An 18,542-nucleotide genomic window follows, 5' to 3' on the forward strand; every position below is an offset into this window, starting at 1 on the left:
CCCTTGGATACGGTCGTTTCCACTATCTCCAGCGATCGCATCGTTGTCTGTACCGCCTAGGATGGTGTCGTTATTTGCACCACCAGAGAGGATGTCATCTCCTTCGTTGCCTAAGATCAGGTCATTGCCTTCGTTGCCGGAGATGCGGTCATTACCGATATCGCCTTTGATGTTATCATCACCCTGGTTTCCTTCAATAGAGTCGTCACCAGCATCACCAAAGAGGAGATCGTTGTCTTCATTTCCGGTAATGGTGTCGTTGTCGTCTCCACCAGAGATAATGTCATCCCCTGTGTTGCCTTGGATGGAGTCATCACCGCGCTCTCCCAAGAGGCGATCGCCGTCTGCACCGCCTAAAATAGTATCGTTCCCTACATTGCCGTTAATCTGGTCTTGGCCTTCGTTACCTTCGATGAAGTCATCACCCTCATCTCCAGTAATGCTATCATCTCCTGCATCTCCGGTTAGGCGATCGCCGTCTGCACCCCCAAACAGGAGATCATCCCCATTTCCACCAGAGAGCGTGTCTTCACCTGCATCACCCAATAATAAGTCATTATCTTCTCCACCTAGGAGAGAGTCATTACCCTTGCCACCCTCAACAAAATCTTCACCCGCTCCACCATTGATAGTGTCGTTACCCTCGTCTCCCCTGAGATTATCACTACCCTCTCCACCATCGATGCGATCGTCTCCAGCACCACCTTCAACAATATCACCGCCAGATCCAGCATCAACACTGTCATTACCAATGCCAGCATAAACTAAGTCATCACCATCGCCAGCACGAATCGTATCATCACCAGCCCTACTTTCAATGACATCTGCCCCTGAACCGGTTTCAATTGAGTCATTTCCTAGACCACCTTGCACTCCATCGCTTCCATTGCCAGTAGTAACTTTTAAGGGAATTAAGATTTCGGCTGACTCAATCACTATATCATCATCAATCTTGAGAACCTCAACCTCAGTAAATTGATTGAGATTGTACTCTTTAGTTAGACCAGAAGAACCAACTCTGACCAAATTTTCTTCGAGTTTGAAGTACCGATACTCCCCTTGTTGAGGATTAATGGTTAATGTACTACCTAAAGGATAGATAATCTCGGATAAGTCAGGGGCTGAATTACCACCAGACTCAAAACTAAAAATCGTTACTTTAGGACTCTCCCAGCTCCATTCTTTGCTAAAACCAAAGGCACTTGCTTCAGCATTAGCCCGCAAACTCGCGGTGATTTCACCAAATAATTTAAGGGGCCAAATTTCAGAGTAACGAACTTTTTCATCTCCATCTCGATCGTCTACATCAACTGCTATTTTGCCATCAATACCGCCACCAGCTTTTATCTCAACTCCAGCAATCTCAAAACCAGCAACCTCAACTTCTACGTCTACTCCACCCGTGGCTTCAACACCTAAATTTGCCTGGAATATTGGTATATCATTAGCATCATCAATATAAAATCCTTCTAGAAGACTTTTGCTAACGTCGGGAGCATTCTCCAATGAATCATATTCTGAAAAAAGTTTTTTGATGCCATAACTATCAAATCCTAAAGAGATTTGTCCATCAAAACTTGCCGTCCCTTTCAAAAAAACTGATAGCGGCCAAACTATAGGAATTTCCTTAGTAATTTCAAATCCACCACTCAGGGTAGGAGATGTGTATTTTACAAAATCAATATCTTTACCCTGTTCTCCCAGAAAAAGGTTAAATAAGGTAGTGGGATTATCTAGTACAGGAATTTCAAAGCCAATGTCATCTAGGGAGGAAAAAAATGTAGATACTTTATTCTGGGATGATATCTGGTCTTGGAATCCTCTAACTTCGACTCCTGGATTAATCGCTTGAGTGTCAATCGTAAATTCACGATTATCTGAAATAAAATCTTGAAGTTCATACGATCCAATATCGATCGTTAGATTTTCGATTTCCGATCCCGACGGTACTTTATCTATCAGATTGACAAGAGTCGTTACATTATCAATAAAATCCGGATCTAAATCCCCTTTTAAGAAGGGCAAATCAGCTTGTAGAAGATCCATCAAGTTCACTTTTTGATCGCCATTAACATCCAAAACACCACCAAGATTGTTTGATAATGTAGTGAGCAGTGAAACTTCTTTTTGTAGTGCATCTATTACGGGCTTGATGGGATCGAGCAACTGATTCACGGGTTGTAGAACCGGATTGATGAAATCCGACAAAAATTTACCCGCATCTAGCTGGGTATTTTCAAAGGCAACCTTGTCCGGTTTTGCGTCTCCTAAATCCCAGTCTACGACAAAATTACTCTCGATAGAGGGCAGTTGCATACCAGAACCAAACACCTGGGTTTTCAAACCTAGGTTGACATCTAATCCACCATCTAACTTGGCTGAGGTGTCATTATTAGAGAGTTCTAGTTTTCCATCCCCATTTTTATCTAAGTCAATATCCAGATCGGCATTAAATTGAGTGCCATTATTTGTAGCATCAAAGGATAAAAAACCAATATCAGCCCCCAAACTCAGTTCATCATTGAGCTTAATTTCACCACCCAGTTGAAGATCGTCTATGCCATCAAATTTGAGCTGGACTTCTCTATCGTTAAACAGTTCAACACCAAAGTCTAGATTGAGATCTAAACTGCCCTGAACTGCATCTTCACCGCCATCAATTTTTATTCCCAATCCTGGAAGTATTGAATCAAAAGACAAAGGAGATGCAATATCAATGTTTTGATCGAGATTAATCTTGAAACTTACAGAGTCAGTTTTTTCGTCGAGAAGGGTTACGTTGCCCAGTCCCGCCAAATCGCTGTTAATTTTTGCGATGAAATCATTTACATTATTCACCGTTGATGACACTTGATTCAAGGCATTATTGAAAGGATTGATGAAATCATTATTGATACTTTCGGTTAACTTATCGATTTGAATCAGGGGAATGTCTGCCGATAAACTTGACAATGCATCTGGGTTTAATACGCTGCTTAATTGATTAGAAAATTCTTTTAGAGAGGTCGTGACTTCATCAAAGTTAGCGCCTGTATAAGTTGCCATATTTTTACTAAAAAATTATGTTTTATAAAGATTTTATTACCATACCTCCAAATAAAAAACAAATAAACCGTAACAATACTGATTTTTTATCAATAAATCCAGAAGTGTTATCATTAAGAAGCACTCTATATTTAAAGGCTTTTTAAACCCTTCATAAAACTCCCGGTTTTTCTGCATAAATGTGCCGAATAAAAATCTTTAAAATACACTCAGTAGGAAAATAGCGACTGTAGTGTATTCCAGAAGTGTTGATTCTCCCTATTTAGATTAGATTTTTTCCCACTCCATTCCAGAATATGAGGGTACAGATAAGATTGTCAGTTGTTGTGGTATAATTTTTGAGAATGAAAACCCCCTGCTTTTTTAGCAGGGTTGAGGCGATCGAGATGTAGGGCATAGAGAAAGAAAACTGCTGTATATTGTCTCAATTCCTAATTTTTGATTCTAATCGATGCTCACTTCCAGGAAAAACTTGAATCCGATCGGGCCCTGCGTTGGTGGTTTCGACACAAACAAACTTAAGATAGTCATCATCGCTTAAATCTGGAAATTTTGCAGCTTTCTCAGACCAAGGATTCCAAACCACGGCGCTGCTACTCCCTTTAGAAAGTACCTGAATCTGGCGTTTCCAGGTGGAATCATCAATGATCAATTGAGGAGGAACGTTGGTGTAAATGCGATCGACTTCTGAGGTTATCTCTACTCCTCCAGCTTGAAATTTTTGCGCTCCACTGTCTACTTTATCAATGTATTCTGTTCTATCTAAACCTAAAATTCTCACCCCATCAATACTACCCACCTGAAAATAGGTATGTAAGGCTTGGGTAATTGTGAAGGGTTCATTGCCTCGGTTGCGCGTAATTAAACCTACTGTTAGCGTATCACCGACGATAATATCAAGGACTAATTCCCAAGCATGGGGCCAAAGTTTGCGGGTCTCTGGGGTGTCGGTTAATCTGAGTTGGATCTGGGTTTCCCCTTTTGGAGTGGTTGCGGTGGATAAGACTGACCAAAACCGATTTCGTACAAATCCATGACTGGGAAGATCGGAGTGTTCGGGATGGGGGCCAAACCAGGGCCAGCAGACGGGAATGCCACCGCGAATGGCTTTTCCAGATTGGATGATGGTGTTTTCGCTCAGAAATAGGAGATCTTCGGATTCGGTGACGGGTTGAAAGGAGAGGATATGACCCCCATAAAGGGAAATGGCGGCTTTCGCGAAGTTATTCTCAATTTGGATAATGGGAAAGTCGGCGACTTTTTCAGGAAGCGATACAATCTGCTCCGGTCTGAACTCGGTTGTACCATCAATAAACTTGAGTTGGCTCTCAATGGCATGGCGATCGTTGAGTTGATGAATCATATTAGCCGGCCCTGCTGTTAAACTCGGTTAGGACTTCAATAATACCATTTCTACTTTATTTGAGAAATTTTATTATCAATGTAGAACTCTAAAACCGAATAGCTTAGGATTGTTTTTAGCCAAACGTTTAGAAATTACCTATAACAATTAACAATTAACAATTTTCATGTCGGCTATCGCCGACATAATGGGGATCGGTTGAGAACTGTTGGCTCTAGCGACGCTTTCATGTCCGCTTGCGGAAATACAGGCCTGACAATGTTAACCCACCCAAAATAAACTGGAAAAGATGCAAGCCGCTAGAATTCCCGTAGCATCCGCAAGAAGTCCGGCTACTAGAGCATGGCGAATGCGGGTAATGCCAACTGCCCCAAAATATACGGCCAGAACATAAAACGTGGTGTCCGTACTTCCCATCATGGTAGACGCAACAAAGGCGCTATAGGAATCCGGCGATCGCTCAATGATCTCGCTCATGATGCCAAAAGACCCACCACCCGAAAGGGGGCGCAGGAGTGCCATCGGTAAGACTTGCGCAGGCATTCCGATTAAATTCGTTATGGGACTGAGTACATTCGTGACGATTTCCATCGCCCCAGAAGCGCGAAACATCCCGATCGCCACTAGAATGGCAACTAAAAAGGGAATAATCCGAATCGCAATCTCAAAACCTTGCTTGGCTCCTTCAGTGACGGCTTCATAAACTTTTACGCCTCGCCCGACTCCGTAGGTAATAATCAGGAATATCAAGATCGGCATTAGCCAATGGGACAGGAAATCTGGGTTAAAGAAATCCCCTAGATTTTCGCTGCGAATTACACCATAGACGAGAGTGCCACCAAACGCGATCGCAAATAACCCAGCAATCATTTGAGAAACCCTACTGGTGGGATAGAGAAGGTGAGAATAATCGGATTCTTCCACTTGATTATCGCTGCTGTCGATCTCCAAGTCCTCTGGGGATGGCTCGTTGACAGACTCAACCTCCTGCAAGCTAGACTCTCTTCTCCCCAACCCAGAGGCAACCGAAACTCCAACAACCGTAGAACAAAGGGTTGCCAATAAGGTAGGCAGGAAAATAGCCGCCGGATTATTACTATTCGCTGCTGCTCTGACACCGATGACTCCCAAGGGAAACAACACAACGCTGGAGGTATTAATTGCCAGAAACAAGCACATGGCGTTGGTGGCAGTCCCCTTGAGGGGATTGAGCTTATCGAGTTCAACCATAGCCTTAATGCCAAAGGGAGTCGCCGCATTTCCCAATCCCAGCATATTCGCAGAAATATTGAGGATCATTGCCCCCATTGCTGGATGGGTAGGGGGTACATCAGGAAACAGCTTAACCATCAAGGGTTTCAGGAGATTCGCCAGAGTGTACATGAGTCCTCCAGCTTCCAGGACTCGCACTAAACCAAGCCAAAGTGCCATCACGCCAATTAAATCGATCGCCAGATTAACGGCGGTTTTGGCGGATTCAAAACTGGCTTGAGTCACCTGTTCCATTGTGCCGGTATAACCGGCAAAGAGAATGGCGACAGCAATGAAACCGACAAAGACAATATTAATGGCGCTGGGTTTTCCCGATGGGCGATCGGTTTGAGACATTTTCAGGAGATTAGATGATATAAACAGGACTGATGCATCAATCGATTAAAAATACTACAAAAAACCCGGTTGTTAGAGCAACCGGGGGATGAAGACTAAAAGCGATTCAATGCAGGAGAGAGGAGATTAGTAATCGAAGTCACCACCCATACCTGCACCCGCAGGAGCATTGTCCTTGGGTTCGGGCTTGTCAACTACAATACATTCGGTGGTCAATACCATACCGGCGATCGAGGCGGCGTTTTGCAGAGCCGAGCGAGTGACCTTCGCAGGGTCAACAATACCGGCTTCAAACATATCGGCAAAGGTGTTATCCGCAGCATTGTAGCCTACGTTGAAGTCTTTCTCTTTGACCCGTTCAGCGATGACTGCACCGTTTTGACCGGCATTTTCAGCAATCCGCATCAGGGGAGCAACTAGAGCATTGCCGACGATTAACGCGCCGGTAAGTTCTTCGTTCACCAAGTTAGCATTTGCCCATTCTGCCAAGGTAGGAGCCAGATGAGCCAGGGTTGTCCCCCCACCCGGAACGATACCTTCTTCAACGGCAGCTTTGGTGGCGTTGATGGCATCTTCGAGGCGGAGTTTGCGGTCTTTCATTTCGGTTTCGGTTGCTGCACCCACTTTGATGACTGCCACACCACCGGCGAGTTTGGCTAACCGCTCTTGCAGTTTTTCCTTGTCGTAGGAGGAGTCAGTTTCATCCATTTGACGGCGGATTTGTTCGCAACGGGCTTTAACTTCTTTTTCGTTGCCTTCAGCAACAATGGTGGTGTTGTCTTTGGTGAGAGTAATGCGACGTGCTTGACCGAGTTGCTCTAGTTTTGCTGTATCAATTTTTAGACCGGCATCTTCAGTGATCACTTGACCGCCAGTGAGAACAGCGATATCTTCGAGCATGGCTTTACGGCGATCGCCAAAACCAGGTGCTTTAACCGCAGCTACATTCAGCACACCGCGCAGACGGTTCACGACCAGGGTTGCCAGAGCTTCTTTCTCGATGTCTTCAGCAATGATTAACAGGGGTTTGCCAGAGCGAGCCACTTGCTCTAGAACCGGTACAAGGTCTTGCACCAGGGTGATTTTCCTATCGGTAATCAGGATATAAGGCTCATCGAGAACCGCTTCCATCCGCTCTGTATCGGTGGCGAAGTAGGGGGAGATATAGCCTTTATCAAAGCGCATCCCTTCGGTAATTTCCAGTTCGGTGGTCATGGATTTTCCTTCTTCCAAGGAAATGACCCCTTCTTTACCGACTTTATCCATGGCTTCGGCAATCATTTGGCCCACTTCTTCGTCATTACCGGCGGAGATAGAGCCAACTTGGGCGATCGCCTTAGAATCTTCGATTTGACGGGCCTGACCGGCAATCTTATCGACCAAGAAACCGATCGCTTTATCAATACCACGCTTCAGAGAAATGGGGTTAGCACCAGCAGCCACGTTACGCAGACCGGCTTTCACCATCGCATGGGCCAATACCGTCGCCGTGGTGGTTCCATCACCGGCAGCATCATTAGTTTTAGAAGCCGCTTGACGGATCAATGCAACTCCCGTATTTTCCACATGGTCTTCGAGTTCGATTTCTTTGGCAATCGTCACCCCATCATTCACGATTTGGGGAGCGCCAAACTTTTTCTCTAGAACCACATTCCGGCCTTTGGGCCCCAGGGTAACCGCTACTGCTTCAGCCAGGGTGTCCATTCCCTTTTCCAGGGCGCGACGAGCGTTTTCGTTATAGATTATGCGTTTTGCCATAGTGTTCTCAATCCTTGATTGGTGTATAGAAATGGATAGGTTTATGTAAGCGAGTTGTTAGCGGTGAGCGGGTTAGCTTACTACAGCAAGAATGTCTTTTTCAGACAACAGAACATAGTCCTCATTACCGAGTTTGATGTCGGTTCCGGCATATTTAGAGTAGAGAACTTTATCGCCAATTTTCACTTCTGGCTCTTGACGGGAACCGTCATCATTGCGTTTGCCCGGGCCAACTTGGACAATTTCTCCTACTTGGGGTTTCTCTTTGGCATTATCAGGCAGAATGATGCCACCGGCGGTTTTTTCTTCAGCTTCGCTAATTTTGACAAAAACGCGATCGCCAAGGGGTTTAACTGTAGAAACACTCAGGGATACTGCTGCCATAGGAAAATCTTCTCCGATTTGACTGTAAAAAGTTCATAGGGTTTGAGGAACTGAGGGGCTGTATTAGTCGTTAGCACTCTCAACTCCTGAGTGCTAATGTAATCTGAGTCGAGCAACCATTGCAACAGGCTCAAAAGTACGGGTTACCGTACCCTGGGGTAGGGAGATGGGGAGATGCAGCAATGACTCATAACTCATTCCCCAACAAGTCTATTGTGGGGTGAACATCCCGTGATAATCTGAAAGATGACATTCTTAAACTTAGAACCTTTAAGAATTACCAGCGACTGTCCCCAGTCATATTCTTAAGCAGCAATCACAATTAGGCGAAGATATGGTAGCCACATCAGAGAAAACCAACGTCGGTAAAATTGTTCAAATCATTGGCCCGGTTATTGATGCAGAATTTCCCAGTGGTAAACTGCCCCAAATCTATAATGCAATCCGAGTCATCAAAAAAAGCGCAGATGGACAAGAATATTCTGTCACCTGCGAAGTACAACAACTCCTCGGTGGTAATCAAGTCCGCGCTGTAGCCATGAGCGGTACAGATGGACTGACACGAGGCATGGAAATTGTTGACTTGGGTGCGCCCATTAGCGTGCCTGTGGGAAATGTTACCCTAGGACGGATCTTCAATGTCCTGGGTGAGCCAGTGGATGAAAAAGGGCCGGTTAGCAGTGAAGAAACCTCTCCCATTCACCGGGAAGCACCTAAATTCACTGAACTAGAAACCAAACCTTCTATCTTTGAAACCGGTATTAAAGTATTAGACTTGTTAGCCCCCTATCGTCGGGGAGGCAAGATTGGCCTGTTTGGTGGGGCCGGGGTTGGCAAAACGGTGATCATGATGGAATTGATCAACAACATTGCCATCAACCACGGTGGGGTTTCCGTGTTCGGGGGCGTGGGCGAACGCACTCGGGAAGGAAACGACCTTTACAATGAAATGATTGAATCGGGCGTAATCGACACCAAAGATCTTTCCAAGTCTAAGATTGCCCTCGTCTACGGTCAGATGAATGAACCCCCTGGAGCGAGAATGCGCGTAGGTCTATCTGCTCTAACGATGGCGGAATATTTCCGCGATGTGAGTAAGCAAGATGTACTGCTGTTTATCGATAATATTTTCCGGTTTGTACAAGCGGGTTCTGAGGTATCGGCACTGCTCGGTCGGATGCCTTCGGCTGTAGGATATCAGCCCACCTTGGCTACGGAAATGGGAGAACTGCAAGAGCGGATTACTTCAACTCGTGAAGGTTCGATTACTTCGATTCAAGCGGTTTATGTGCCTGCGGATGACTTGACTGACCCCGCTCCGGCTACTACATTTGCCCACTTGGATGCCACCACGGTATTGTCTCGTGGTTTGGCTTCTAAAGGAATTTATCCGGCAGTAGATCCCCTGGATTCTACGTCTACGATGCTACAACCGAGCGTTGTGGGCGATGACCACTATCAAACGGCTCGTGCGGTTCAGTCTACGCTTCAACGGTATAAAGAGCTGCAAGATATTATTGCGATTCTGGGCTTAGATGAGTTGTCTGAAGATGACCGTCTGATGGTGTCTCGTGCCCGTAAAATTGAGCGTTTCTTGTCTCAACCGTTCTTTGTGGCTGAGGTATTCACGGGTTCTCCAGGTCAGTATGTGAAGCTTGACGATACGATCAAGGGCTTCAAGATGATTCTGTCTGGAGAGTTGGATCATCTGCCTGAGCAGGCCTTCTATATGGTAGGCGATATTAGCCAGGTCATTGCTAAAGGAGAAAAATTGGCTGCTAAGGGTTAATCCTCAGCATTCAGAAAACTAGGTTGGGTAGCACCCTGGCTTAACCCAGCCTAGATTAAGGCTCAAAACTTCAAAAATTAAGTTCTCAATCTAGAATTTCAATCAACTCATGACCTTAAAAGTTCGTGTTATTGCTTCTAATAAAACTGTCTGGGATGATGTGGCGGATGAGGTGATTTTACCGAGTACGACGGGACAACTGGGAATTCTCAGTGGTCACGCTCCCCTCTTGTCTGCCCTCGATATTGGCGTAATGCAAGTGCGCCCCCAATCCCAAAAAGAATGGTTGCCCATTGCTCTGATGGGAGGTTTTGCCGAGGTGGATGCTAATGAAGTCACCATCTTGGTTAATGGGGGAGAACTGGGTAAAAATATTAATCGAGAAGAGGCGGAAAGTGCTTATCAAAAAGCCGAAGAGCGCCTAAGACAGGTTAATTCTGAAGACCGTCAAGAACAGTTCCAGGCAACCCAAGCCTTAAAGCGGGCTAGAGCAAAATTCCAAGCGGCCGGTGGTATGGTCAAGCTTTAGAGTGGATACGCCATATCCTCTGCCCTGGGTACGCTAAACCCTCCTCGAAACTAGAGGAGGGCTTTGTTTTGTGGGGAAGATAGGGAGATGGGGGGATAGGGATATCCCATTACCGATTACCGATTACCCATTAACTGCTACCGGTAAAGACCACTTCGGGAAATTTGCCTTGAGCTTCTGTCATAGGTCGTTTTTTCCCTTCTTCTTGCCAGTAGTTAATCACTTCAGTCGCTTGGTTGAGGAGGCCAACTCGATCTGGGTCATCAATCCAGTGTTTGGCTTCGAGTTCGGTTTTGAGTTCTTCCCAAGCGTCATTACGGGGCCAGAAAAAGTAGCGGGTTAGGGGGCTATTCCCTTTGCCGACTACTTGATCGACTGCAATGGCAACGTTATCCTCTAACCAGAGGACTTTCAATTGAAATTTTGACAATCAAACCTCCAACATATAGATCCGTTCAACAGATGCGATCATTCATTATATTGCACTTTGAGCAGTTCTGTGGAGGTGAGGGGAATAGAGGGCTAATTTTAGGAAGGATGGAGTAATGAAGCGGCAAGGGTTGGTGGTGTTTGATATTGATGGGGTTTTGCGGGATGTGGGTCAATCCTATCGTCGGGCGATCGCCGATACGGTGGAGCAGTTTACAGATAACCAATATCGCCCCACGTTATCGGATATGGATGAGCTGAAGAGTGAGGGCGTTTGGAACAATGATTGGGAAGCCTCCCAAGAGTTGGTGTATCGCTATTGGGTAAGTCAAGGGCGCGAGCGTGAGAGTGTGGGACTCGATTATCAGGCACTGGTGGCGTTTTTCCAGTCTCGCTATCAAGGGACTGATACGGAGAATTTCAATGGCTATATTACGACTGAACCCCTCTTAGTCACCGTTGAGTATCTGCAAGGGTTGACTGACGAGGGGATCTTATGGGGCTTTTTTAGTGGAGCAACGCGAGCGGAAGCCAAGTATGCCCTAGAGTATCGGTTAGGATTGTCGAATTTAGCTTTAGTGGCGATGGAAGATGCTCCTGGGAAACCCGATCCGACGGGGTTATTTCAGGTGATTGAAAAGTTAGACCCCGATCCGGCGCTACCGGTGTTTTATGTGGGGGATACGGTGGCGGATATGAAGACGGTAGAAGGAGCAAGAGCAGAACAACCGGAGCGGTTATGGGTGGCGATCGGTATTTTACCGCCCCATGTGCAAGAAACCTCCGAACGAAGCCAGAGCTATAGCGAACGGTTGCAAAGTGCTGGAGCGCAGAAGGTATTTAAGCATGTGGAAAATTTAACCGTTGCTGAGATTCAAGCGTTGATTGAGGGATAAACAGTCATGGTCTATCGATCTACAATGAAAGACGATCGCCTAGCCATAACGCTCCAAATCTATGACTTCTGCATTACCCACCACCTCCAAAGATCGCCAGATAACCCTGCCTTCTGTTCCGCCTCTGGAAAATGGCGATCGCCTCACTCGTCCAGAATTTGAGCGTCGCTATATCAACATGACAGGCCTAAAAAAAGCGGAATTGATTGAAGGAGTAGTATACATGGCTTCCCCCCTACGCTTTACCCCCCATGCCGAACCCCATGGTAATGTGATGGGTTGGTTGTGGACATACAAAGTGGCTACACCGCAAACCCAGATGGGCATTGAGCCAACCGTGCGTTTAGATGTTGACAATGAAGTGCAACCGGATGGGGTGTTGTTTATTCGTCCGGAGTGTGGGGGACAAGTGCGGTTGAGCGAAGACGGATATTTACAAGACGCACCGGAATTAGTGGTGGAAATTGCTGCGAGTAGTGCGGCGATCGATTTAGGGGATAAAAAACGGGCGTATCGGCGTGGTGGTGTACAAGAATATATCGTTTGGCAAGTGTGCGATCGCCGGATTGATTGGTTTACCTTAGACAATGGTGATTATGTCGCCTTGTCACCCGATGAAGCGGGGGTCATTTCCTCCCCCAGGTTTCCTGGATTGCGATTAGATCTTGAAGCCATGATCCAAGGCAATATGGCCCAAGTTTTGACCATTTTGCAAGAGGGAATTCAGTCCACAGAACACCAACAGTTTATACAGGAAGTTAGCCCAAACTGAGCGATAACAAGGGAGCAAGATGTTTGTCCTTTCTGCTCCGCTCAATGGCCATAAAAAGCGGGCAAGATGCCCGCACTCCTAAAACCTTTAATATCAAGGAGTGGGAGCGTCTCGCTCCCTAGCTCTTTGATGAGGATTGTTTTTTCGGACTTGATATAAATCCTAAACTTCACCCTCTTCTTCCGCCATTTTCCGAGTCACCCTAGAAGCGAGTACGGTTACGACCAACTGCTTGGGTTCAGCCATAATTTTGACTCCTTCGGGGATATTCAGATCTTTGACCGCTAAAGATCCCCCAACGGGCAGATCGCTCACATCCACCTCAATAGCTTCCGGAATGCGATCGGGAGGGCATTGAACCTGTACTTCACTAATGGGAGAATCGAGTAAACCACCGGATTGTTTTACCCCGATCGCCTCACCCACGAAGTTTAAACGCACAGCAACTTCCACGCTCTTCTGAGAGGCAATAGAAAAGAAACTCATATGATAGGGAAACCCTTTCCATGGATGGCGCTGCACTTCCCGTAACAAGGCTTTACCGCTCCAAGAGAGTTCTGGGATATTAACATCGATCAGGGTATTATTAACTACGGCATCTTTCAATAACTGTTGAGCCGTTTTATCATCGATGGTTAAAGAAATCGATTCATTGCCCTTATGGCCATATAAATTTGCCGGGATTAATCCAGAACGGCGTAAAGCTCTCGCTTTGCTTCCTGCTTCTCTTTCGTGACACTCAATAGTAAGTTCCATAATCTCTGTTTCAGTGTTTATTTTTACTCAGGTTGAATGGTTGCCATGGCCCCGTCTAGACCAATAAGCAATTAGTGGCCATTGGTCTTCACTGGAATACCATTAGCATCAAGTAAGGCCCGTTTGGGCCCGTGGATGGGGTCTTCAACGATGATGGTACAATCGCGACTCGCTCCTAAAGAGACAATGGCGATCGGCACATCCATCAGTTCTGCTAGAAATTTGAGATAATCTAAGGCAGCTTTTGGCAAATCCTCCAAGGTACGACACTCAGCCGTAGATTGTTTCCACCCTGGAACCGTTTCATAAATCGGTTTGCACTTGGCAAAAATCCGGGCATTGGTGGGGAAATTTTCGCACCGTTGGCCATCAATTTCATAGGCCACACAGACCTTAATTTCATCGATATTATCGAGAACATCCAGTTTAGTAATCGCCAAACAATCCAGGCCATTAATCCGCACCGCATAGCGACCAATCACCGAATCAAACCAACCACAGCGCCGGGGGCGACCGGTTGTTGTACCAAATTCGGCCCCCACAGCCCCTAACTCTTGACCAATTTCGTCTTTGAGTTCCGTGGGGAAGGGGCCCTCACCCACACGGGTTGTATAGGCTTTGGCCACGCCAATCACCCGGTCAATCACTGTCGGGCCGACCCCTGCCCCCACACAGGCCCCCCCTGCAATGGGATTAGAGGAAGTCACATAGGGATAGGTTCCATGGTCTAAATCCAGCAGCGTTCCTTGGGCCCCTTCAAACAAGATATTGTGACGTTTTTTAATCGCTTCATAGATTTTCAGGGAACTATCGACCACATAGGGGCGCAACCGTTCCGCGTATGCTAAGTATTGTTCAATGACTTCTTTGGGGTCGAGGGGCGGTAAATCGTAGAGTTTTTCAATAATCGCGTTTTTATATTCAACCGTCCATTGCAGTTGCTTGCGGAGAATATCCGGTTGCATCAGGTCAATGATCCGAATACCCGTGCGTTCCGATTTATCGCTGTAGGTGGGGCCAATTCCCCGTTTCGTGGTTCCAATTTTGTGTTCTCCCCGTTTCTCTTCCGAGGCTTGATCGATCAGCCGGTGGTAGGGCATCGTCACGTGGGCCGTTTCGGAAATCATTAACTGCTCTGTGGAGATGTTGAGCTGGTGGAGTTGATCGATTTCTCCGATGAGTACCTTGGGGTCGATGACCGTTCCTCCGCCAATGATGCAGGCTGTATCGGGGTAAAGGATACCAGAGGGAATCAGGTGTAGTTTAAAGGTTTGACCCTGGACAACAACTGTATGTCCAGCATTGACTCCGCCTTGATAGCGAACAACGACATCTGCTGATTTACTCAGTAGATCGGTGATTTTTCCTTTTCCTTCATCGCCCCACTGGGCACCTATTACGACAACGTTAGCCAAGGGTCTTTCTCTCAAGCGATCGCACAATCTACTATTGTTATCGATTTTATTTTTTTATGTCAAGTCTTCCGATCGCTTTTCTGGAACTTCGATCGCCTGCACAAACTCGCGAATCGCCTGTGCCACCCCATCAGGATGGCTGCGAGGCCAATCGGGATCGCCTGTAGGTAAGGTTTGCTCTTTCACATTGGGCATTCGTTGGCTATACACTTGGTTAAGCTGGTCAATTTCCGGATAATCGCTATGGCTCGATAGACCAGAGAGCAGTAAACTGGGAACCGTCAGATTGGGCAATTCATCCTGCACATATTCTGCTTGAATTTCCTTAGCTCTGCGTAAAAACAGCATCTGACAGGCAGGGAAAAATCGGAGAAGATGCGATCGCCGCTCCAATAGCGCTTCTATGGGTTTCGCCTTTCCCATCCATCGAGCCACCGGTAACAAAACTTTCAGCATCTGCACCCAAACCGATTTCGGCCCCACCAACCAAGACGCTTGTTTCCATCGGTTTTTTAACTCCGGCACATCCACCCCTTCCGGAGCCAATAAAACCAACCCCTTCACCTGTTCCGGATGGCATAAAGCATAGCGCGTGGCAATCCATCCCCCCAAGGAATGACCCACCAGATACACCGAATCTAACTTCAGAGCTTGGAAATATTCCAGTAAACACTCTACCTGTACATTCACTGAATAATGAACATTCGGCCGATCCGACTCCGAAAACCCCAATAAATCTGGAGCAAAACATTGATAATCTGTCCCTAAGCGCTCCATCACCTCCACCCATTGTCCCCCCTCATCCCAAGACCCATGTAAACAAATAATTGGCATTCCCCGACCCACTTCTCGCCAAAACAGCATTCCAGAAGAAAGCTTAATTCGAGAATTCCTGAATAGTAAAGTCATATTAGTTATTTCTGTCGCCAATTGTCATAATAGTACGCCAGATATCAATCAGGTTAATGGTATCCCATCCTAGTTGTGCGCCGATCGCCCCCCAACCCAACAAAGAAAGCGGGTTTGTGCCATTTCGACAACTTACTCGCCCTGCCCACCTTACTCACTATTTCTCACGAAAACAATTTGATCTTAAATCTCCTCTTCCACCTCTGGAACCGAAACCAAAAGCGCGATCGCTTCCCCGAAGAATAAGCCTAAAATTGCAAATCCTGCGCCCATGACTAAAATGGTTAACTCGGCACTATTCCATAACGCCATCTGGGGAAAGAACAGGGTAATAATCAACATTACCATCCCCGACAAGCTCCCAATCACCAAACTTAACTGTACAGCTATTTTTGCGAAAGTATAAACCTGAAAATGGGTTAACAAATAGGCAATAAACGGAATCCAAATTGCTGCCACATACGCCGCATAAAACGAAGCAATTAACGTCACAATTTCGCCCCCCTTCAGGGCAATGATCAACGCTAAACTGGCATTAACGAGGGCAATCAGCCATCGACTCAGGGGAGACACGGGAAACCAGCCCAAATCTAAAATGGTTTTAGTTTGAATGCGGATAATACTACTGCCAATTCCTAACGCTGGAACCACTAAGGAAAGAATAAATAAAAATCCTAAAAGCTGATTTTGACCGCCGCCTATAGTCATTAAAATATAGGGAATCACCTCTTTACCCGTGATATCGGTTGGTAACAGATCGCTTCTTTGGGCTGCTAAGACTAAAGCGGTGGGTAATAACGCCAACACCATAAACCCCAACCCGGCTAACAATCCTCCTGCATATAAGGTTGGCATATCTTTGGCTTGGACAACATACTGTTGATATTTCATATCAATCATGACTAAGCTCACCGTGGATAGGGAAACTCCTAACACTTCTCCCCAACCCACGTCATTTAAGGAGGGTAAAAATTGGCCGGCAATGGAGGCATATTCTGGTAATCCCTGTAAGGTGAGCAGGGCATAGATTAACGAGCCAATATTGAAGATTAACAGCGCCTTAAAAACAACCCCAGCTTTTTCAACAGGGAGTAAAGAAATCAATAGGAAAATAAGGGCTAAACTCACCATACTGGGTAAGATGGGCAAGGATAAAACTTTGAGGATAAACGCCCCGGCAATAATTTGTACGGCATCAATGCCAATTAAGGATAACCAAGACATCAGAGCAATCAAGGTTTTCACCAAAGAACCGTAGCGATCGCCCAAAACTGTCCAAATCTGATCCACCTGTTGCCAATAAAACCTCGCCAAAGCTAACAGGGTTAAGGTTCCCAGGGCAATACACAAGGGATACAAACTGCCCGCAGCTCCTACAGAAAGCGCTTTTTCCGCCGTTCCCAGGACGAAACCTAACCCATAATGGGCTGAGATCAGTAAAGCAGCCAGAGAAAAAAGGCCCAGATGGCGATCGCTAGATAAATTCACAATCCATACCCATTAACAGCATCTAATACAAAGCCGAAACTAACTTTTTCCGATATTCTTGAGTCAAAGGATGATGATTACCCAAACAATCAAACAAGGCTAACATCGCCTTACGTCCCGCATCCTGCTGATAGGAGCGGTGCTGCTCGACAAAATGGAGTAACTGGTCGAGCGCCCCTTGATAGTCCTGCTCTAATACCCGATGACAAGCTCGAACATATTCTCTATCTAATTGAGTTTCCACGGGTAAACTCACTTGACGATGAAAATACAATAACCCCTTCATTGCCTGCGCTCTAGCCAAGGATTTTGGATCGTCCTTACCCACGGTCATTAGCATTTTTTCTGCCTGTTTAAATTGACCCAATTGGGTCAGAAACTCAGCCGCAACTAAGACCACTCTAGGGTCTTGAGGATAGGTTTCAAACAACCGATCTAAAACAGATTTTACTTGGGGATACTCCTTTTCGGCAATTAATGCCTTAATCGTGTCTAAATCTCGTTCTAAGGAAGATTGTAGATTAAATTTAGATAGCATTTCCCGAATTTTTGCTTCCGGTAAAGCTCCGACAAAACCAGGAATTATCTCTCCCTGATGAACCACGCGAATATCGGGAACTCCTTCCACATGGTAGCGATTTGCTAACTCTGGATTTTGATCGATATCCACCTTCGCTAACGTAATCCCATATTCAACTGCCAGCTTCTCTAAAATGGGCTTAATCATTTGACAAGGGCCACACCAGGTAGCAAAAAAATCCAGTAATACCGGTTGTTGATAAGATGGCTCTAAGACTTCTGGGGCAAAATTTGCAGCATTAATCACAATAGCGTGTTCCATGGGTTTCTTCTCCTCGATCGTCGGTCATCATGTCAGTTCCTGTCTATCTCTTCAACAGTGACTGAAGTTCCCTAAAATTGCCCTTCTCGTGCAAGGCCGTTGTATTCTAGCAAAACAATACAACAGTGCATACATCGTTCCCCCTCGCCCTTCTACAAGAAACGTTATCCTAATAGAGTTGCCGTTTGCAGAGGATGAAACAATGGATTCTGAAAACTCCCGCGATACCACTCGCCGTTTGCGAGAACTTGAAGAACAACTCAATCGTTCCTATGACACCACCTTTAGTTCTGGGTCGGTTAAAGGGCTATTGACAAAAGTCCAAAATTGGTATCAAGGCCTATCGAATACGGGCAAACTGGTCGTTGCTGGAGTGGCGGTGGTGATTGGCTTTGGTTTTCTCAATCTGTTCCTGCGTTTGGTCACGACCCTAATTACCTTAGCGGTTTTGGGGGGAGCTTTATATTTAGGTTACAAATTCTTAATTGAGTCTGACCCCTCCCAAAATTAGGTTAAAGTTCAAAAAGCTTTGTCTAGGGGAAGACAGACCGCAGGGGATA

The 18,542-nt window shown here is 46.0% G+C and carries 16 protein-coding genes; 5 read left to right on the top strand and 11 right to left on the bottom strand.

Annotation, left to right across the window (positions count from 1 at the left end; genetic code table 11):
- The 5 genes from PJF56_RS11330 to groES all read right to left on the bottom strand — a co-directional run.
- Nucleotides 1–3,045 (bottom strand): calcium-binding protein (locus tag PJF56_RS11330; protein ID WP_283762780.1); only part of this gene is annotated, 3,045 nt, incomplete at its 3' end.
- Nucleotides 3,046–3,469: 424 nt separating this feature from the next.
- Nucleotides 3,470–4,408 carry a D-hexose-6-phosphate mutarotase gene (locus PJF56_RS11335; protein WP_283762781.1) on the bottom strand — a complete coding sequence of 313 codons (939 nt, stop codon included), beginning with the start codon at nt 4,406–4,408 and terminating at the stop codon, nt 3,470–3,472.
- Nucleotides 4,409–4,669: 261 nt separating this feature from the next.
- Complete coding sequence (locus PJF56_RS11340) at nt 4,670–6,016, bottom strand: nucleoside recognition domain-containing protein (protein ID WP_283762782.1); 1,347 nt, start codon at nt 6,014–6,016, stop codon at nt 4,670–4,672.
- Nucleotides 6,017–6,142: 126 nt separating this feature from the next.
- Nucleotides 6,143–7,774, bottom strand: a complete 1,632-nt coding sequence (groL, locus tag PJF56_RS11345; RefSeq protein WP_283762783.1) for a chaperonin GroEL — start codon at nt 7,772–7,774, stop codon at nt 6,143–6,145.
- A 72-nt stretch (nt 7,775–7,846) separates the two neighbouring features.
- Nucleotides 7,847–8,158, bottom strand: a complete 312-nt coding sequence (groES, locus tag PJF56_RS11350) for a co-chaperone GroES (protein ID WP_283762784.1) — start codon at nt 8,156–8,158, stop codon at nt 7,847–7,849.
- Nucleotides 8,159–8,492: 334 nt separating this feature from the next.
- Here groES and atpD point away from each other — a divergent pair, with 334 nt between their 5' ends.
- The gene (gene atpD, locus PJF56_RS11355) at nt 8,493–9,947 is read left to right on the top strand and encodes a F0F1 ATP synthase subunit beta (RefSeq protein WP_283762785.1); all 1,455 of its coding nucleotides are present in this window, start codon (nt 8,493–8,495) and stop codon (nt 9,945–9,947) included.
- A gap of 109 nt (nt 9,948–10,056) precedes the next feature.
- The gene (atpC, locus tag PJF56_RS11360; protein WP_283762786.1) at nt 10,057–10,476 is read left to right on the top strand and encodes an ATP synthase F1 subunit epsilon; all 420 of its coding nucleotides are present in this window, start codon (nt 10,057–10,059) and stop codon (nt 10,474–10,476) included.
- 130 nt (nt 10,477–10,606) lie between these two features.
- On the opposite strand, the gene PJF56_RS11365 is transcribed toward atpC, so the two are convergent.
- Nucleotides 10,607–10,906 (bottom strand): 30S ribosomal protein PSRP-3, encoded by a 300-nt coding sequence (locus PJF56_RS11365; protein ID WP_283762787.1) that lies wholly within the window; start codon nt 10,904–10,906, stop codon nt 10,607–10,609.
- A 115-nt stretch (nt 10,907–11,021) separates the two neighbouring features.
- Between PJF56_RS11365 and PJF56_RS11370 the strand changes: the two genes are divergently transcribed.
- Both PJF56_RS11370 and PJF56_RS11375 read left to right on the top strand, forming a co-directional pair.
- Nucleotides 11,022–11,801, top strand: coding sequence for a TIGR01548 family HAD-type hydrolase (locus tag PJF56_RS11370; protein WP_283762788.1), 780 nt, complete (start codon nt 11,022–11,024; stop codon nt 11,799–11,801).
- Nucleotides 11,802–11,862: 61 nt separating this feature from the next.
- Nucleotides 11,863–12,573 carry a Uma2 family endonuclease gene (locus PJF56_RS11375; RefSeq protein WP_283762789.1) on the top strand — a complete coding sequence of 237 codons (711 nt, stop codon included), beginning with the start codon at nt 11,863–11,865 and terminating at the stop codon, nt 12,571–12,573.
- A gap of 162 nt (nt 12,574–12,735) precedes the next feature.
- Here the strand turns inward: PJF56_RS11375 and PJF56_RS11380 are convergent, their stop codons facing one another.
- The 5 genes from PJF56_RS11380 to PJF56_RS11400 form a co-directional block, all read right to left on the bottom strand.
- Entirely contained in the window at nt 12,736–13,329 is a 594-nt protein-coding gene (locus PJF56_RS11380; protein ID WP_283762790.1) for a 50S ribosomal protein L25/general stress protein Ctc, read from the bottom strand.
- A gap of 71 nt (nt 13,330–13,400) precedes the next feature.
- Nucleotides 13,401–14,744 carry an adenylosuccinate synthase gene (locus tag PJF56_RS11385; RefSeq protein ID WP_283762791.1) on the bottom strand — a complete coding sequence of 448 codons (1,344 nt, stop codon included), beginning with the start codon at nt 14,742–14,744 and terminating at the stop codon, nt 13,401–13,403.
- A gap of 54 nt (nt 14,745–14,798) precedes the next feature.
- On the bottom strand, nt 14,799–15,653 hold the full coding sequence (locus PJF56_RS11390) for an alpha/beta fold hydrolase (protein WP_283762792.1): 855 nt from the start codon (nt 15,651–15,653) through the stop codon (nt 14,799–14,801).
- A 183-nt stretch (nt 15,654–15,836) separates the two neighbouring features.
- Entirely contained in the window at nt 15,837–17,141 is a 1,305-nt protein-coding gene (locus tag PJF56_RS11395) for an SLC5/6 family protein (protein WP_283762793.1), read from the bottom strand.
- Nucleotides 17,142–17,163: 22 nt separating this feature from the next.
- Entirely contained in the window at nt 17,164–17,982 is an 819-nt protein-coding gene (locus tag PJF56_RS11400; protein ID WP_283762794.1) for a tetratricopeptide repeat protein, read from the bottom strand.
- Between the two features lie 202 nt (nt 17,983–18,184).
- Between PJF56_RS11400 and PJF56_RS11405 the strand changes: the two genes are divergently transcribed.
- Complete coding sequence (locus PJF56_RS11405; RefSeq protein ID WP_283762795.1) at nt 18,185–18,493, top strand: hypothetical protein; 309 nt, start codon at nt 18,185–18,187, stop codon at nt 18,491–18,493.
- Nucleotides 18,494–18,542 lie beyond the last annotated feature (49 nt).

The organism is Roseofilum halophilum BLCC-M91, from assembly GCF_030068445.1.
Lineage (GTDB): Bacteria > Cyanobacteriota > Cyanobacteriia > Cyanobacteriales > Desertifilaceae > Roseofilum > Roseofilum halophilum.

Excerpts from the sequence above, each read along its gene's own strand:
- PJF56_RS11335 (WP_283762781.1), bottom strand. The coding sequence starts at position 4,408 with ATGATTCATCAACTCAACGATCGCCATGCCATTGAGAGCCAACTCAAG.
- PJF56_RS11340 (WP_283762782.1), bottom strand. The coding sequence starts at position 6,016 with ATGTCTCAAACCGATCGCCCATCGGGAAAACCCAGCGCCATTAATATT.
- groL (WP_283762783.1), bottom strand. The coding sequence starts at position 7,774 with ATGGCAAAACGCATAATCTATAACGAAAACGCTCGTCGCGCCCTGGAA.
- groES (WP_283762784.1), bottom strand. The coding sequence starts at position 8,158 with ATGGCAGCAGTATCCCTGAGTGTTTCTACAGTTAAACCCCTTGGCGAT.
- atpD (WP_283762785.1), top strand. The coding sequence starts at position 8,493 with ATGGTAGCCACATCAGAGAAAACCAACGTCGGTAAAATTGTTCAAATC.
- atpC (WP_283762786.1), top strand. The coding sequence starts at position 10,057 with ATGACCTTAAAAGTTCGTGTTATTGCTTCTAATAAAACTGTCTGGGAT.
- PJF56_RS11370 (WP_283762788.1), top strand. The coding sequence starts at position 11,022 with ATGAAGCGGCAAGGGTTGGTGGTGTTTGATATTGATGGGGTTTTGCGG.
- PJF56_RS11375 (WP_283762789.1), top strand. The coding sequence starts at position 11,863 with ATGACTTCTGCATTACCCACCACCTCCAAAGATCGCCAGATAACCCTG.
- PJF56_RS11380 (WP_283762790.1), bottom strand. The coding sequence starts at position 13,329 with ATGGAACTTACTATTGAGTGTCACGAAAGAGAAGCAGGAAGCAAAGCG.
- PJF56_RS11390 (WP_283762792.1), bottom strand. The coding sequence starts at position 15,653 with ATGACTTTACTATTCAGGAATTCTCGAATTAAGCTTTCTTCTGGAATG.
- PJF56_RS11400 (WP_283762794.1), bottom strand. The coding sequence starts at position 17,982 with ATGGAACACGCTATTGTGATTAATGCTGCAAATTTTGCCCCAGAAGTC.
- PJF56_RS11405 (WP_283762795.1), top strand. The coding sequence starts at position 18,185 with ATGGATTCTGAAAACTCCCGCGATACCACTCGCCGTTTGCGAGAACTT.